15 protein-coding genes and 1 pseudogene are annotated in these 15467 nt (G+C 70.9%); 5 read left to right on the forward strand and 11 right to left on the reverse strand.

Features of this window, described 5'->3' with window-relative positions; all coding sequences use genetic code 11:
* Positions 1-77: 77 nt before the first annotated feature.
* Positions 78-1514 (forward strand): MocR-like transcription factor YczR, encoded by a 1437-nt coding sequence (yczR, locus tag AB4Y76_RS17900; protein ID WP_441927740.1) that lies wholly within the window; start codon positions 78-80, stop codon positions 1512-1514.
* Positions 1515-1556: 42 nt separating this feature from the next.
* On the opposite strand, the gene AB4Y76_RS17905 is transcribed toward yczR, so the two are convergent.
* Together AB4Y76_RS17905 and serA are read right to left on the reverse strand one after the other, a co-directional pair.
* Positions 1557-2444 (reverse strand): glycoside hydrolase family 16 protein, encoded by an 888-nt coding sequence (locus AB4Y76_RS17905; RefSeq protein WP_441927742.1) that lies wholly within the window; start codon positions 2442-2444, stop codon positions 1557-1559.
* Positions 2445-2644: 200 nt separating this feature from the next.
* Positions 2645-4234: a phosphoglycerate dehydrogenase gene (serA, locus tag AB4Y76_RS17910; RefSeq protein WP_441927744.1), complete on the reverse strand. Its 1590-nt coding sequence runs from the start codon at positions 4232-4234 to the stop codon at positions 2645-2647.
* A 249-nt stretch (positions 4235-4483) separates the two neighbouring features.
* Here serA and AB4Y76_RS17915 point away from each other — a divergent pair, with 249 nt between their 5' ends.
* Positions 4484-4996 carry a hypothetical protein gene (locus tag AB4Y76_RS17915; RefSeq protein WP_441927746.1) on the forward strand — a complete coding sequence of 171 codons (513 nt, stop codon included), beginning with the start codon at positions 4484-4486 and terminating at the stop codon, positions 4994-4996.
* A 13-nt stretch (positions 4997-5009) separates the two neighbouring features.
* Here the strand turns inward: AB4Y76_RS17915 and argG are convergent, their stop codons facing one another.
* Together argG and AB4Y76_RS17925 are read right to left on the reverse strand one after the other, a co-directional pair.
* A complete protein-coding gene (gene argG, locus AB4Y76_RS17920; RefSeq protein ID WP_441927748.1) occupies positions 5010-6440 on the reverse strand; it encodes an argininosuccinate synthase in 1431 nt (476 codons plus the stop codon).
* Between the two features lie 59 nt (positions 6441-6499).
* Positions 6500-7225, reverse strand: coding sequence for a DsbA family oxidoreductase (locus tag AB4Y76_RS17925; protein ID WP_441927750.1), 726 nt, complete (start codon positions 7223-7225; stop codon positions 6500-6502).
* A gap of 145 nt (positions 7226-7370) precedes the next feature.
* Between AB4Y76_RS17925 and AB4Y76_RS17930 the strand changes: the two genes are divergently transcribed.
* Together AB4Y76_RS17930 and AB4Y76_RS17935 are read left to right on the forward strand one after the other, a co-directional pair.
* Positions 7371-8300: an ABC transporter ATP-binding protein gene (locus AB4Y76_RS17930; RefSeq protein WP_441927752.1), complete on the forward strand. Its 930-nt coding sequence runs from the start codon at positions 7371-7373 to the stop codon at positions 8298-8300.
* Positions 8297-9109: an ABC transporter permease gene (locus AB4Y76_RS17935; protein ID WP_441927753.1), complete on the forward strand. Its 813-nt coding sequence runs from the start codon at positions 8297-8299 to the stop codon at positions 9107-9109. The genes AB4Y76_RS17930 and AB4Y76_RS17935 overlap by 4 nt, the downstream gene beginning before the upstream one ends.
* Positions 9110-9199: 90 nt before the next feature.
* Here the strand turns inward: AB4Y76_RS17935 and AB4Y76_RS17940 are convergent, their stop codons facing one another.
* The 5 genes and pseudogenes from AB4Y76_RS17940 to AB4Y76_RS17960 form a co-directional block, all read right to left on the reverse strand.
* Positions 9200-9682 (reverse strand): nuclear transport factor 2 family protein, encoded by a 483-nt coding sequence (locus AB4Y76_RS17940; RefSeq protein ID WP_441927755.1) that lies wholly within the window; start codon positions 9680-9682, stop codon positions 9200-9202.
* A 62-nt stretch (positions 9683-9744) separates the two neighbouring features.
* Positions 9745-10290 (reverse strand): TIGR03086 family metal-binding protein, encoded by a 546-nt coding sequence (locus AB4Y76_RS17945; protein WP_441927757.1) that lies wholly within the window; start codon positions 10288-10290, stop codon positions 9745-9747.
* A gap of 133 nt (positions 10291-10423) precedes the next feature.
* Positions 10424-11449 (reverse strand): ketol-acid reductoisomerase, encoded by a 1026-nt coding sequence (gene ilvC, locus AB4Y76_RS17950; RefSeq protein ID WP_441927759.1) that lies wholly within the window; start codon positions 11447-11449, stop codon positions 10424-10426.
* A gap of 45 nt (positions 11450-11494) precedes the next feature.
* Positions 11495-12034, reverse strand: a complete 540-nt coding sequence (gene ilvN / locus AB4Y76_RS17955; protein WP_441927761.1) for an acetolactate synthase small subunit — start codon at positions 12032-12034, stop codon at positions 11495-11497.
* Positions 12031-13806 (reverse strand): annotated as a pseudogene (locus AB4Y76_RS17960) (acetolactate synthase large subunit); the annotation flags it as partial. The pseudogene AB4Y76_RS17960 and the gene ilvN, both read right to left, overlap by 4 nt.
* Before the next feature lie 248 nt (positions 13807-14054).
* Here AB4Y76_RS17960 and AB4Y76_RS17965 point away from each other — a divergent pair.
* Positions 14055-14654: a DUF6973 domain-containing protein gene (locus AB4Y76_RS17965; RefSeq protein ID WP_441927763.1), complete on the forward strand. Its 600-nt coding sequence runs from the start codon at positions 14055-14057 to the stop codon at positions 14652-14654.
* Here AB4Y76_RS17965 and AB4Y76_RS17970 read toward each other — a convergent pair.
* A complete protein-coding gene (locus tag AB4Y76_RS17970) occupies positions 14542-15237 on the reverse strand; it encodes a GNAT family N-acetyltransferase (protein ID WP_441927765.1) in 696 nt (231 codons plus the stop codon). The two genes, AB4Y76_RS17965 and AB4Y76_RS17970, sit on opposite strands and share 113 nt — an antisense overlap.
* A complete protein-coding gene (locus tag AB4Y76_RS17975) occupies positions 15234-15464 on the reverse strand; it encodes a hypothetical protein (protein WP_441927767.1) in 231 nt (76 codons plus the stop codon). The genes AB4Y76_RS17970 and AB4Y76_RS17975 overlap by 4 nt, the downstream gene beginning before the upstream one ends.
* Between the last annotated feature and the right edge of the window lie 3 nt (positions 15465-15467).

Raw genomic sequence — 15467 nt, forward strand, 5'->3', positions numbered from 1 at the left:
CAAGAATTGGTCTGGTTCTAAATAGCCAATCATGTTTCACTGGTCTGTATGAACCAGACCACTTTCCGGGTCGCCGCATGAGCGCGCGCGCCGTCGCCGCCCGGACGGTCGCCGGCCTCGTCGGCGACTTCCACCGCGAGCCCGCCTACCGGGGGCTCGCCGAGGCGCTCCGGGTGCTGATCACCGACGGCCGGGTGCCGGTCGGCGTCCGGATGCCGAGCGAACGCGAGCTCACCGAGGCGCTCCAGGTCAGCCGGACCACCGTGACCCGCGCGTACGCCGAGCTCCGCGACCACGGCTACCTGGTCTCCCGCCAGGGCTCGGGCAGCGTCGCCAGCCTCCCCGAGTCGCGCGCCTTCCGCGGCGACCACCTGCTCTTCCCGGGCGACGCCCGCGCGGACGAGATCGACCTGACCTGCGCGGCCGCCAACGCCGGGCCCGGGATCCTGGCCGCCTACGAGCGCGCGGTCGGCGACCTGCCGGCGTACCTCGGCGGTTCCGGCTACTACCCGTCCGGCCTCCCGGTGCTCCGCGAGGCCGTCGCCGAGCGCTTCACCGCCCGCGGCCTGCCGACCACTCCGGAGCAGGTGATGGTCGTGCCCGGCGCGCTCTCCGGCGTCGCGATCGCCGCCCGCGCTCTCGGCCGGCGCGGCACCCGGACCCTGCTGGAGAGCCCGACGTACCCGAACGCGATCGCCACCCTGCGGCAGACCGGGACCCGGCTGCTGAGCAGCCCGATCGGCCGGGAGGTCGCCGACGTCGCGGACCTGCTCCGCAGCCTCGACCAGGTGCGGCCCGACCTCGCCTACCTCGTCCCCGACTTCCACAACCCGACCGGGCACCTGCTCTCCGACGAGAGCCGCGAACGGGTCGCGGCGCGGCTGCGGCAGCACGGGACGGTGGCGATCGTCGACGAGTCGATGGTCGAGCTCGGACTGGACGGCGACCCGATGCCGCTGCCGCTGGCGGCGCACCTCCCCGACGCGATCACGGTCGGCTCGGTGAGCAAGCCGTTCTGGGGCGGCCTCCGCGTTGGCTGGCTGCGCGCACCGGCGGAGCGGATGGACGCGATGGTGCGGTCCCGCCTCTCCCTCGACCTCGGCGTCCCCGTGCTGGAGCAGCTGGTCACCGCCGACCTGCTGCGCAACGGCGCTCCGCTGCTCGCGCAGAAGCGCGCCCTGCTGCGCGAGAGCCGGGAGGCAGCGCTCGACGCGCTCGCCGTGCACCTGCCGGCCTGGCAGGTACGCCGCCCGGCGGGCGGCCTCAGCCTGTGGTGCGAGCTGCCGGCCGCGCACTCCACCGACCTGCTCCCCCGAGCCGCCGACCGCGGGGTGCTGCTGGCGCCCGGGCCGAGCTTCGCGCCCGAGGGCGGCCTCGACCGCTTCCTCCGGGTGCCCTTCACCCAGCCCGCGCACGTGCTGACCGCCGCGATCGAGCGGCTGGCCGAGGCGTGGAAGGAGACGCTGGCCGACCCGCTGGGCCGGGGAAGCAGCGAGCCCACCATGGTCGCCTGACGCCGACCAGGTGGGCTCGCCTTCCGTCCGGGGCGCCGCCGCTCAGGACCAGACGCGCACGTAGTCGACCTTCATCGTCGCCGGGAACGGCGTCCTCGAGGTCGGGGCGTTGGCCCCGGAGCCGAGCATCTGCGTCATCGCGAGGATGAACGGCCGGTGGAACGGCGTCGCCGTCAGCAGCCCGAGCAGCGACCAGGAGGAGTTCTGCAGGCAGACCTTGTCGTCGTAGCTGATCGTGATCGTCGAGGGAGTCCAGTCCAGCCGGTAGGTGTGCATCGTGCCGCGCTTGACCAGGCAGTAGTTGTTGGTGACCTGCGCGTTCGGGTCGACGTTCAGGTACTTCAGGTACGGGATCGCGCGGTCGGAGTAGTTGCTGAACCACTCCGCGACGTCGATCTCACCGGACCCGGCGGCGGCGAGGTCGTCGGGCCACATCCAGAGCGAGCTCTGCAGGCCGGGCGTGCTCGTGTTCGGGAACGACGCCCGGAACTCGAACCGGCCGAAGGCCTGGGCGAACGTCTTGTACGTCGTCACCATGCCGGAGGTCACGGTCGTGGCGAACTGGCTCGAGCCGTCCTTGCAGACGAACGGCTTCGACGCCTTGCGCGCGGTCAGCGACAGCGTGCCGAGCAGGACCGAGATGTTCTGGGTCGAGTCGACGAAGCAGGCGCCGGACTGGCCGTAGCCGCTGGTGGCGGTGACCTGCGGGACCCACTTGGTGCGGTCCAGCGAGGTGCCGTTGAAGTCGTCGGCGAAGGTGCAGGTCCACGGCGTGCCGTCGGCCTTGTAGATCGTCTTGCCGCAGCTCGGCGCCGACGTCGCGGCCGTGGCCGGCGCGGCGGGGACGACGAGGGCGACGGCGACCAGCGCTGCCGCCAGCGTCGAGGTCAGGGCGGCGAAGCGGCTGAGCGCACGGGTACGTGCAGGCATCTGGGTGATTCCTCCCCACGAGGCGGGCAGACTCGGACCAGAGGTGCATTCCGGACCGATCCGCAAGATCGGGGCAAAACTAGTGCACGATGATGCAATTTGTACATCGTTTCGGCGTACCTATTTTGACAGCCGACCTAATACGGCGAGCACCTCGGGAACCGACTCGCAGAATGCACATTCCGGCAGGCCGGTCTGCCTCACTCGCTGAGGTCGACCCCGCGCACCGTCTCGGCGTCGATCGCCGTGCGGATCTGCTCCAGGACCTCGGCCGGGACCGCGCTGTCCACCGAGAGCGCCACCAGCGCCATGCCGCCCTTCTCGTCGCGGGAGACCTGCATCCCGGCGATGTTCACCTGCGCCTCGCCGAGGATCCGGCCGACGGTGCCGACCATGCCCGGGCGGTCCTCGTAGCGGAAGAAGGCGAGGTGGTCGGTCGGCTCGAGATCCACCAGGAAGCCGTTGATCTCGACCAGGCGCTCGCGCTGGTTGATACCGACGAGCGTGCCGGCCACCGAGAACTGCGAGCCGTCGGCCAGGGTGCCCCTGATGGTGATCAGGTTGCGGTGGTCCGGGCTCTCCGGGTCGGTGACCAGCCGGACCGCGGTCCCCCGCTCGGCCGCCAGCAACGGCGCGTTCACGTAGGAGACCTGGTCCTCCACGATGTCGGCGAAGACGCCCTTCAGGGCCGCCAGCTCGAGCACCTTGACGTCGAACTCGGTGATCTCGCCGCGGACCTCCACGTCGATCGACTGCGCGACCTCGCCGGCGAGCGAGGTGAAGATCCGGCCGAGCTTCTCGGTCAGCGGGATGCCCGGGCGGACGTCCTCCGCGATGACCCCGCCCTGCACGTTGACGGCGTCCGGGACCAGCTCGCCGCCGAGCGCCAGCCGGACCGACCGCGCGACCGCGATGCCGGCCTTCTCCTGCGCCTCGTCGGTGGAGGCGCCGAGGTGCGGCGTGGCGACGACGTTCTCGAGCTCGAAGAGGGGCGAGTCGGTGCAGGGCTCCTGGGCGAAGACGTCGAGGCCGGCCGCGGCGATCTGACCGGTCTTGAGGGCGTCGTACAGGGCGGCCTCGTCGACGATCCCGCCGCGTGCCGCGTTGACCAGGACCAGGCTCGGCCTGGCCTTCGCCAGCTCCTCGGCGCCGATCAGGCCGACCGTCTCCGGCGTCTTGGGCAGGTGCACGCTCATGAAGTCGGCCTCGGCGAGGAGCTCGTCGAGCGAGACCATCCGCACGCCCATCTGCGCGGCGCGGCCCGCCTGCACGTAGGGGTCGTAGGCGATCACGGTCATGCCGAAGGCGGAGAGGCGCTGGGCGACCAGGACGCCGATGCGGCCGAGACCGACGATGCCGACGGTCTTCTCGTAGAGCTCGACGCCGGTGTACTTCGAGCGCTTCCACTCACCGTTGCGCAGGGCGGCGTGCGCCGGGGAGATGTGCCGGGCCGCGGAGAGCATCAGGGCGACCGCGAGCTCGGCGGCGCTGACGATGTTGGAGGTCGGGGCGTTCACGACCATCACGCCGGCCTGGGTGGCCGCCTTCACGTCGACGTTGTCGAGGCCGACCCCGGCCCGCGCGACGACCTTCAGGCTCTTCGCGGCCGCGAGCGCCTCCGCGTCGATCTGGGTGGCCGACCGGACCAGGACCGCGTCCGCGTCCGCGATCGCCGGGAGCAGCTCGGCGCGGTCCGCGCCGTTGCACCGACGGATCTCGAAGTCCGGGCCGAGCGCCTCGACGGTGGCGGGGCTGAGCTCTTCGGCGATGAGAACGACGGGCTTGCTCACGAAGAATCCTCGGGGTGTGTGATGGTCGGCTGGAGCGTGGTGACCTGCCTCAGCCGATCGACGCTGTCCGGCGGTCCCGTGCACGACGCTGTGCCCGGCGACGACTCTACCCGAACGGCCCCGGTCCGGACCGGGCTGTTCCGGCACCGGGACGGCCCTGGCCCGGCGTCCCGAAGAAGGTGCTCACAAGGCACTGAGAATCGGCTGAGGGACGGCCTTCCCGGCGCTCGGCGGTGCCATCCTGCGGACGTGGAGAACACGACGGACGACACCCACCCCGACGACCCGGGGACCACCGGCCTCTCCGTGGCGAGGACGCACACCGTGCACCACGGCAGACCCGTGGTGGCGGTCCTCCTCGGGATCCTCGGCCTCGTCATGCTCGGCGGGCTGTGCTTCGGCCTCTACGAGGCCGCCCGGCCGCACACCGACGCCGACGTCTCCGCCACCGTCACCCGGGGCATGGGCCTGCTGGCCCGCGCCGAGGGCGGCACCAGGGGGCCCTGCACGAAGCTGTCGAAGTACGTCGACGGGCCGCGCTCGGACGTCCTGCCGCCCTGCCAGGCGATCATCGGCAGCGACCCTGGCGCCCACCTGGTCGGCACCGAGGTCACCGACGTGTCGCTGCACGGCCGGTCCGGAACGGCCCGGGTGCGCGCCACCCTGGTCGACGACAGCGGCAGGCACCCGATCGACCGCGAGGTCCGGGTCCACGAGCGCGCCACCTGGCGCCTCGTCTGGGACCACCAGCCGCTCCGCTGAACGAAGCGGCGGGTCAGTCGGTGCCGGACTCCATCGCGACCTCGTCGATCACGGCCTCGGCGTCGGCGTCGAGCTCGGCGCTGACCGCGATCTGGTCGAAGCCGCCCGCCGGCAGCTCGCCGAACAGGGTGCCGTTCTCGACCAGGACGGTGCCCTGGTCGAGCGGCTGGCCGGCGTACAGCTCGAGCTTGGCGCGGCTGTCGGCGATGTCGAGGTTGCGCATGGTGAGCTGGCCGATCCGGTCGGTCGGACCGAACGCGGCGTTCTCGACGCGCTCCATCGACAGCTTCTCCGGGTGGTAGGAGAAGTTCGGGCCGTCGGTGGCGAGGATCGTGTAGTCGTCACCGCGCCGCAGCCGGAGCGTGACCGTGCCGGTCACCAGCGACGCGATCCAGCGCTGGATCGACTCCCGCAGCATCAGCGCCTGCGGGTCGAGCCAGCGGCCCTCGTAGAGCAGCCGGCCGAGCTTGCGGCCCTCGAGGTGGTAGTTCGCGAGCGTGTCCTCGTTGTGGATCGCGTTGAGCAGCCGCTCGTAGGCGGCGAAGAGCAGCGCCATCCCCGGGGCCTCGTAGATGCCGCGCGACTTGGCCTCGATGATCCGGTTCTCGATCTGGTCGGACATGCCGAGCCCGTGCCGGCCGCCGATCGCGTTCGCCGCCAGGACCAGGGCCACGGCGTCGTCGTACCGGGTGCCGTTGATCGCGACGGGACGGCCCGCCTCGAAGGTGATCGCGACGTCCTCGGTGTCGATCGCGACCGCCGGGTCCCAGAACTTCACGCCCATGATCGGCTCGACGGTCTCCAGGGAGACGTCGAGGTGCTCCAGCGTCTTGGCCTCGTGGGTGGCGCCCCAGATGTTGGCGTCGGTGGAGTAGGCCTTCTCCTGGGAGTCGCGGTAGGGCAGGTCGCGCTCGAGGAGCCACTGGCTCATCTCGTGGCGGCCGCCGAGCTCGGTGACGAAGTCCGCGTCCAGCCACGGCTTGTAGATCCGCAGCTCCGGGTTGGCCATCAGGCCGTAGCGGTAGAACCGCTCGATGTCGTTGCCCTTGTACGTCGAGCCGTCACCCCAGATGTTGACGTCGTCGGACTGCATCGCCCGCACCAGCATCGTGCCGGTGACGGCGCGGCCGAGCGGCGTGGTGTTGAAGTACACCTTCGCGCCGGAGCGGATGTGGAAGGCGCCGCAGGCGAGTGCGGCCAGGCCCTCCTCGACGAGCTGCGGCTTGATGTCCACGGCCCGGGCGATCTCGGCGCCGTACTGCTTCGCGCGGTCCGGGACGCCGGAGACGTCCGGCTCGTCGTACTGGCCGATGTCCGCGGTGTAGGTGCACGGCACGGCCCCCTTCTCACGCATCCAGGCGACGGCGACGGAGGTGTCGAGGCCTCCGGAGAAGGCGATGCCGACGCGCTCGCCGACGGGCAGACTGGTGAGAACCTTGGACATGAGAGAAGTATGCATGGCCTTGCATGGTCATGCAAAGCCGGGGTTCTCCCCCGCAGGTCTCAGATCGCGCAGCCGTCCGGGCCGCAGGCGTTGGCGTCGTCGCTCCCGACGATCTCGACCGCCGGGTGGGAGTCGGACCAGGCCCGCTCCAGGACCTGGGCGAACGCCTCGGCCGGCTGGGCTCCGGCGACGCCGTACTTGCGGTCGATCACGTAGAACGGCACCCCGGTCGCACCCAGGGCGGCCGCCTCACGCACGTCCGCCTCGACGGCGTCCGCGTAGACGGCGGAGGTGAGCACCTCCTTGACGGCGACCTCGTCGAGGCCCGCCTCCGTCGCGATCCGGGTCAGGGTGACGTGGTCGGCGACGTTCTCGGTCTCGACGAAGTACGCCGACAGCAACGCCTCCTTGAGCCGTCCCTGGAGCTCCGGTCCCCCGGTCTCCAGCGCCAGGTGCAGCACCCGGTGCGCGTCCATGGTGTTGACCCGCAGGGAGGCGTGGTGCCGGAAGAGCAGGCCCTCCTCGGCCGCCACCGCCTCGACCTGGTCGACCATCTGCTTGCCCGCCTCCGGACCGCCGCCGTACTTGGCGCCGAGCCACTCGGCCACGGTCTGGGTGGGCTCGGCCGGCGCGGCCGGGTCGAGCTGGAAGGAGCGCCACACGATCTCGATCTCGTCGGCGGGCAGGTCCGAGGCCGCCCGGGCCATCTCCAGTGCCTTCTCCAGGCGCCGCTTGCCGATGTAGCACCACGGGCAGACGACGTCGCTCCAGATCTCGATACGCATGCCTGGCCAACGGGACCGCGGTCCGCTTTGTTCCCCGCTCCGGGCCCCTGACGGTGCGACCCCGAGAACCCCGAGGTCGATCTCAGGGTCACCTCCGGCATTCTCCCCGATGCGCCCGAACGGGTCGGCGGGCGAAGGTCTTCCCATGATCAAGATCGAGAACCTGACCAAGACGTACAGCGGCTTCACCGCCGTCGACGACGTCTCGTTCACCGCCCGGGCCGGGCGCGTCACCGGCTTCCTCGGCCCCAACGGTGCAGGCAAGTCCACGACCATGCGGATCATGGTCGGGCTCACCCCACCCACGTCCGGCACGGCCACGATCGACGGCCGTCCGTTCGCCGACCTCCCCAACCCCGGCCTCGACGTCGGGGTCCTGCTCGACGCCTCGGCCCAGCACGCCGGACGTACCGGGCGGGAGATCCTCGCCGTCGCCGCTCGCACGATGGGCCTGCCGAAGGTGCGCGTCGAGGAGATGCTGCACCGGGTCAGCCTCACCGACTCCGAGGCCGAGCGCCGGGTCAAGAACTACTCCCTCGGCATGCGCCAGCGGCTCGGCATCGCCGCCGCGCTGATCGGCGACCCCGCGGTGCTGATCCTGGACGAGCCCGCCAACGGCCTCGACCCCGCCGGCATCCGCTGGATGCGGGACCTGCTCCGCGACTACGCCGACCAGGGCGGCACCGTGCTGCTCTCCTCGCACCTGCTGCACGAGATCGAGGTCGTCGCCGACGACCTCGTCGTGATCGGCAACGGCCGGATCGTCGCCCAGGGCACCAAGGCCGAGCTCCTCGCGGCCGCCGGCACGCTGGTCCGGACCCGCGACGTCGCCGGCCTGACCCGGGCGCTCACCCTGGCCGGCGTGCCGAGCTCGATCACCGGCGACGGCGCGGTCCGCACCGACGCCGAGGCCGAGCAGGTCGGCCGGATCGCGCTCGAGGCGCAGGTCGCGCTCACCGAGCTGCGCAGCGCCGACGGCGCCGGGCTCGAGGAGATGTTCCTCGAGCTGACCGCCGAGTCCCAACGAGAGACCACCCGCGGTCGTCGTACCGCTTCCGAAGGAGCAGCAGCATGAGCACGACCGCCACCCTCGAACGACCCGTCGCCGCCCCGGCGCGCGGGCTCCGGTCGAGCGAACCCATCCCGATGTCGCGGATCGTCGGCGTCGAGGTCCAGAAGATGTTCGACACCCGCTCCGGGTTCTGGCTGCTGACCAGTGTCGGCATCCTGGCCGCCGTGGCGACCGTCGCGACGATCCTGTTCGCGCCGGACAGCGAGATCACCTACGGCTCGTTCGCCGCCGCGATCGGGTTCCCGATGTCGGTGGTCCTGCCGATGATCGGCATCCTGGCGATCACCAGCGAGTGGAGCCAGCGGACCGGCCTGACCACCTTCACGCTGGTGCCGCACCGGTCCCGCGTGATCGGCGGCAAGCTCGTCGCGATCCTGCTGGTCGGCGTGGCCTCGATCGCCGTCGCGTTCGCGATCGGCGCCGTCGGCAACGTCGTCGGCTCCGCGATCGCCGGGGTCGGCACGACCTGGGACATCTCGCTCGGCAACGCCGCGCTGATCTTCCTCGCCGACGCCCTGGGCATGCTGATGGGCTTCACGATCGGCATCCTGGTCCGCAGCTCGCCGGGCGCGATCGTCGGCTACTTCGTCTACGCGCTGGTCCTCCCAGCCGCGCTCGGCGCCCTCGCCGGCTTCCAGTCCTGGTTCGCCGACCTGCAGGGCTGGATCGACTTCAACTTCTCCTCCACCCGCCTCTACGACGGGGACCTGGTGGCGAAGGACTGGGCGCACCTCGCCACGTCCGGCCTGATCTGGCTGGTCGTGCCGATGGTGATCGGGCTGGTGCTGGTGCGCCGCTCCGAGGTGAAGTAGGGCGCGGTTTCCCAAGGGAAGAGGTGAAACTGGCGCTTCCGACCCGATGCATCGGGTCGGAAGCGCCAGTTTCGGGCTGGAAGCGGGGCCTCAGTGCTTGAGCGCGGGGTCCCAGCGGTTCGCGATCAGCTTGAAGCTCGGGGTGTCCTCGAGCGAGGTCATGGCCTCGTAGATCCGCTCGTACTTGGTGGCGGCGATCCGCCACTTGCCGTCGGCGTCCCGGCGGTACTCGTCCTTGTAGTAGCCGCCGCCGCGGATGATGACCTTGAAGTCGGGGACGATCACGGTGTCCTCGAATCCCCAGGAGCCGGTGGCCGTGTCGCCGTCGACCGCGATCTCCGGGTGGCTGGCGATGTGGATCGTGACGATCCCGGGGCCGAGGTTGCCGGCCATGAACTCCACGACGTCCGCGCGGTTGTCGTAGTGCAGCGGCTTGTCCATCGCCTGGGTGCCGTACCGGGCGACGACGTCCTCGGCGAGGCAGTCCCCGAACTCGTCCCACTCCTTCATGTCGAGGGTGCGGAAGTAGCGGTACTTGAGCTGGCGAATTTCTTCGATCGCGGTGAGGTCCATGCCGCGAGCGTAGAACGTGTTCTAGTTTCCGGGAAGGGGTTTGCCGGGTATTGCAGGCGCCTTCAGAAACGCACCAGACCCGGGTCGCGGCCGGCGTACGCGAGCAGGCGCTCTTGCGCCGACGACGAGTCAGGTACGACGATCTCCGGCGCGAAGACCCCCTCGCGCTGGTCCTCGGTGAAGGCGCCATGGATCACCCCGTACGCCGCCTCCGCCAGCTCGGCCGGCATCGTCTCGTCCTGGCCGGTCGCCCGGGCCAGGTCCCAGCCGTGCAACAGCTGGTCGCTGGCGGCGATCGCCAGCATCGGACCGGTGCGCTCCACGACGCCGTCCTCCCCGAACACCTGGAGCGCCTCGATCCGGGCCCGCTCGAAGTCCGCCGCCGGGCTCACCCCCAGCAAGTCCCGCGGCGGCTGCTGACCCGGCGGCGTCGCGTCGCGCCCTCGCGCGGCGTTCGTGAAGTACTGCTGGGTCTGCAGCATGTGGTTCATCAGCGTACGTACGTCCCACTCCTCGCACGGCGTCCGCGCGTCGAGGTCAGCCGCCGCGCCGGCAGCCTTGGTGAGCGTCCACGCAGTGGCGGACCGGTAGAGCTCGATCGGGTCCATGACGATGCCTCCTGCTGGCGTCGTACCCGGTCGGCGGCGCAGGAAACGCTCCGGCCTCCAGTAAAGAACTGGCGCTTCCGACCCGAAGTTTCGGGTCGGAAGCGCCAGTTTCACGGCTTGCCTTGGTATTCCGTCAGCGGGCGGCGGAGCCCTCGGTGTAGTCCGCGTCCTGCTGCTTCCAGGAGAAGTGGGCGCGCAGGTCGCGGCCGGTGGCCTCGATCGGGTGCTGGGCCTCCTCCTCGCGGAGCTTGAGGAACTCGGCGCCGCCGTTGTCCTGGTCGCCGATGAAGCGCTCGGCGAAGGCACCGCTCTGGATGTCGTCGAGGATGCCCTTCATGCTGGCCTTCACCTCGGGGGTGACGACGCGGGGGCCGGAGACGTAGTCGCCGTACTCGGCGGTGTCGGAGACCGACCAGCGCTGCTTGGCGATGCCGCCCTCCCACATCAGGTCGACGATGAGCTTGAGCTCGTGGAGGACCTCGAAGTAGGCGATCTCCGGCTGGTAGCCGGCTTCGGTCAGGGTCTCGAAGCCCGCCTGGACCAGGTGCGAGACGCCACCGCAGAGGACGGCCTGCTCACCGAACAGGTCGGTCTCGGTCTCCTCGGTGAAGGTGGTCTTGATGACGCCGGCGCGGGTGCCGCCGATGGCCTTCGCGTACGACTTCGCCAGGTCCCAGGCGGTGCCCGAGGCGTCCTGCTCGACGGCGATGATGTCCGGGATGCCGCGGCCCGCGACGTACTCGCGGCGGACGGTGTGGCCCGGCGCCTTCGGGGCGACCAGGATGACGTCGACGCCCTCGGGGGCCTGGATGTAACCGAAGCGGACGTTGAAGCCGTGACCGAAGACCAGGGTGTCGCCGGCGGCGATGTGCGGCTCGATCGACTCGGCGTAGATGTGCCGCTGGAACTGGTCGGGAGCCAGGATGACGATGACGTCGGCCTCCTGGACCGCGTCGGCGACGCTGAGGACGCGCAGGCCCTCCTCCTCGGCCTTCGCGATGCTCTTCGAGCCTTCCTTCAGGCCGACGCGGACGTCCACGCCGGAGTCGCGCAGGTTGAGCGCGTGCGCGTGACCCTGGCTGCCGTAGCCGATCACGGCCACCTGCTTGCCCTGGATCAGGCTCAGGTCGGCGTCGTCGTCGTAGTAGATCTCAGCCACGGGGGCTCTCCTTCTCGGTTGTTTCGTACGTCGTACGTGGAGCGGTCAGGCGCCGAAGGCGGTGACCGGGACGGGGACCGGACGCAGGGTGCGCTCGGTGATGGAACGGCCGCCGCGTCCGATGGCGACCAGGCCGGACTGGACGAGCTCGCGGATGCCGAACGGCTCCAGGACCCGGAGGAAGTCGGCCAGCTTGTCGGAGTTGCCGGTCACCTCGAGGGTGATCGCGTCGGTGGCCACGTCGACCACCCGGGCCTTGAAGAGCTGGACCACGTCGAGGACCTGCGAGCGGGTCTCGACGTCGGCCTTGACCTTCACCAGCAGCAGCTCGCGCTCGATGGACTCGCGGTCCTCGAGCTCGACGATCTTGATCACCTCGACCAGCTTGTTCAGCTGCTTGGTGACCTGCTCCAGCGGCGACTCCTCGACGTTGACCACGATCGTCATCCGGGAGATCTCCGGGTGCTCGGTCGGGCCGACGGCCAGGGAGTCGATGTTGAAGCCGCGGCGGCTGAACAAGCCGGCGATGCGGGCGAGCACACCGGGCTTGTTCTCCACGAGCACGGAAAGCGTGTGAACACTCACAGGTCGTCCTCCTCGAACTCGGGCGCCAGGTCGCGTGCGTACTTGATGTCGTCGTTGGAGGTGCCGGCCGCGACCATCGGCCACACCATCGCGTCGCGGTGGACCCGGAAGTCCACGACCACCGGGACGTCGTCGACCTCCATGGCCCGCTTGATCGTCGCGTCGACGTCGGCGGCGCTGTCGCAGGAGAGACCCACGCAGCCGTAGGCGTCGGCGAGCTTCACGAAGTCCGGGATCCGTCGAGCAGGCCCCGTGTGCAGGTCGGTGTTGGAGTAGCGGCCCTCGTAGAACAGGGTCTGCCACTGGCGGACCATGCCGAGCGACTCGTTGTTGATGATCGCGACCTTGATCGGGATGCCCTCCAGGGTGCAGGTGGCGAGCTCCTGGTTGGTCATCTGGAAGCAGCCGTCGCCGTCGATCGCCCAGACGGTGGTGTCCGGCCGGCCGACCTTGGCGCCCATCGCCGCGGGGACCGAGAAGCCCATCGTCCCGGCGCCACCGGAGTTGATCCAGGTGTTCGGGTTCTCGAAGCCGATGTAGTGGGTGGCCCACATCTGGTGCTGGCCGACCCCGGCGCAGTAGATCGACTCCGGTCCGCTGATCGCGCTGAGGCGCTCCAGCACGTACTGCGGTGCGAGGCCGTCGGCCGGGGTGTCGTAGCTGAGCGGGTAGCGCTGCTTGATCCCGGCGACGAACTTGACCCAGCCCTCGTAGTCACCGGTGTTGCCGGCGTCGTGCTCGGCCTGCAGCGCCACGATGAGGTCGGCGATCACCTCGCGGCAGTCGCCGACGATCGGGACGTCGACCGCGCGGTTCTTGCCGATCTCGGCCGGGTCGATGTCGGCGTGGATGACCCGCGCGCCGGGGGCGAACGAGTCGAGGTTGCCGGTGACGCGGTCGTCGAAGCGGGCGCCGAGGCTGATGATCAGGTCGCTCTTCTGCAGGCCCGCGACCGCCGCCACGGTGCCGTGCATGCCCGGCATGCCGAGGTGCTGCGGGTGGCTGTCGGGGAAGGCGCCGCGGGCCATCAGCGTGGTGACGACCGGGATGCCGGTCATCTCGGCGAGGACGCGCAGCTCCTTCGCCGCCCGCGCGCGGATCACGCCGCCGCCGACGTACAGGACGGGCTTGCGGGCCTCGAGGATCAGCTTGGTGGCCTCGCGGATCTGCTTGCTGTGCGGCCGGGTCACCGGCCGGTAGCCGGGCAGGTTCAGCTCGGTCGGCCAGACGAAGTCGGTCATCGCCTGCAGCGCGGACTTCGCGACGTCGACCAGGACCGGGCCGGGGCGACCGGTCGAGGCGAGGTAGAAGGCCTCGGCGACGGTCCGCGGGATCTCCGCCGGGTCGGTGACCAGGAAGTTGTGCTTGGTGATCGGCATCGTGATGCCGCGGATGTCCGCCTCCTGGAAGGCGTCGGTGCCGATCGCGGCCGCCGGCACCTGGCCGGTCACCGCGACCATCGGGACCGAGTCCATGTACGCGTCCGCGATCGGGGTGACGAGGTTGGTCGCCCCCGGCCCGCTGGTCGCCATGCAGACGCCGACCTTGCCGGTCGCCGCCGCGTAGCCCTGGGCGGCGTGGCCGGCGCCCTGCTCGTGGCGCACGAGGATGTGCCGGATCTTGGAGTCGTAGAGCGGGTCGTACGCCGGGAGGATCGCGCCGCCGGGGATGCCGAAGATGTTCTCGGCGCCCGCGCTCTCCAGCGACATGATCAGGCTCTGGGCACCGGTCACCTGGGTCCCGGTGGCGCCCGTCTCACTCATGCGGTTGTCCTTCGGATGTCTGCGTTGCTCGGGTTGTCAGTCGTCCAACAAAAAACCCCTCGGCCAAGGATGGCAGCGAGGGGTCGACGCGGGAGCGGTGGGGCTGTTCGCCTCAGCTCACGCGTCGCGTGCGTACAAGAATCTCGAAACGCATGCCGTCATCTTGCCCTCGCGCCTCCGGGCGCTCAACTCACTATGCCACCCATCCCACCATTTGGGACAGCCATCCCGGAATCCGGGCATGCGACAGTGGTCGCGTGAAGCCGGACCTCCGCCGCCGCTGGGACGCCGCCCGTGCCCGGGTGCACGCCGGCGCCCACGCCGGCCGCGGCGCGCCCCGCCTCTACCGGGCGGCACGGGCGGCCGGGGCGAGTCGCTTCGACGCCGCCCGGATGCTGGCCTGGAGCGGCGTCGTCCTCCTCGTCGTCTCTCCGCGAGCAGCCGGGGTCGCCGGACGGCAGAACGCGGTGCGCCACTTCGTCTGGCAGGCGATGGTCACCGCCCGGTACGGCGCCGAGGTCGCCCGCAGGGTCGCCGACGCCCAGGAGAGCGGAACTCCCGACGCGACCGACTCGGCGGTGGACGTGCGCAACAACGCGGTCGCCCGCTCCTACGGCTCCGCCCATGCGGATGAGCTCGGGAGCCTGAGCACCTTCGCGCTGCTGCGCCACCTGCTCGCGGCCGCGCTGTCCAGGTGGGAGGCCGGCGAGCTCGCCGCCGAGCACCCGCGCGCTCCCGGACGGGTCAGCCCGCGGGCCTGCCGAGCGCGGCGACCTGGTTCCCGTCCGGATCGAAGTTCCCCGGGGCCAGCCACGCCTCCAGACGCTCCCGGACCGCCGGCCACTCCACGTCGGTGATCGAGAACCACGCCGTGTCGCGGTTGCGGCCCTTGTAGACCAGCGCGTGGCGGAAGGTGCCCTCGTAGCGGAAGCCGAGCCGCTCCGCCGCTGCCCGCGACGGCGCGTTCAGGTCGTCGCACTTCCACTCGTAGCGCCGGTAGCCGAGGTCGTCGAGCACGTGCCGCATCATCAGGTACATCGCCTCGGTCGCCGCCGTCGTGCGCTGCAGCTCATCGGCGTACGCGATCCAGCCGACCTCGGCGCTGCCGTTGCGGGCGTCCACGCGCAGGTACGACGCCGTCCCGACGGGCCTCCCGTCGGGCGTGCAGATCACGTGCGGCACCAGCCCCGGGTCGTCGGCCAGGGCACGCAGCGCGCCGAGGAATCCGGCCTTGTCCGCGAACGGGCCGGCCGGCAGGTAGGTCCACAGCCGCGGCTCCGAGCGCAGCACCAGCGCCTCGTGGAGCTGGTCGAGGTGGTGGCCGGACAGCGGCTCGACCCGGCAGGTGCGACCCACCAGCGTCACCGGGGCGACCGGCGCACGCGGGGACCAGTCGACGGCCACGCCGACCGGCTGGCCGAACTCGTTCGTCCGCGTCACTGGAAGCTCAGGTAGGCAGGGGCGGGCGAGGCCGGCGCCTCCGAGCGCCCCGCCAGGCCCCCGAAGCCGAGGTCCGGCGACGGCGGCTCGATCAGCGGGGCCTGCGGCGTCCGGACGGGCGGCTCGGCCTCGTGGCCGGCGGCACCGATCACCAGCAGGAACGCGACCAGCAGCAGGGTGACCAGGTACATCGGCACCCACTCGGGGCCGTCGCTCTTCGACGCCATGCC

The organism is Marmoricola sp. RAF53, assembly GCF_052114005.1.
Taxonomy (GTDB): Bacteria; Actinomycetota; Actinomycetes; order Propionibacteriales; family Nocardioidaceae; genus Marmoricola.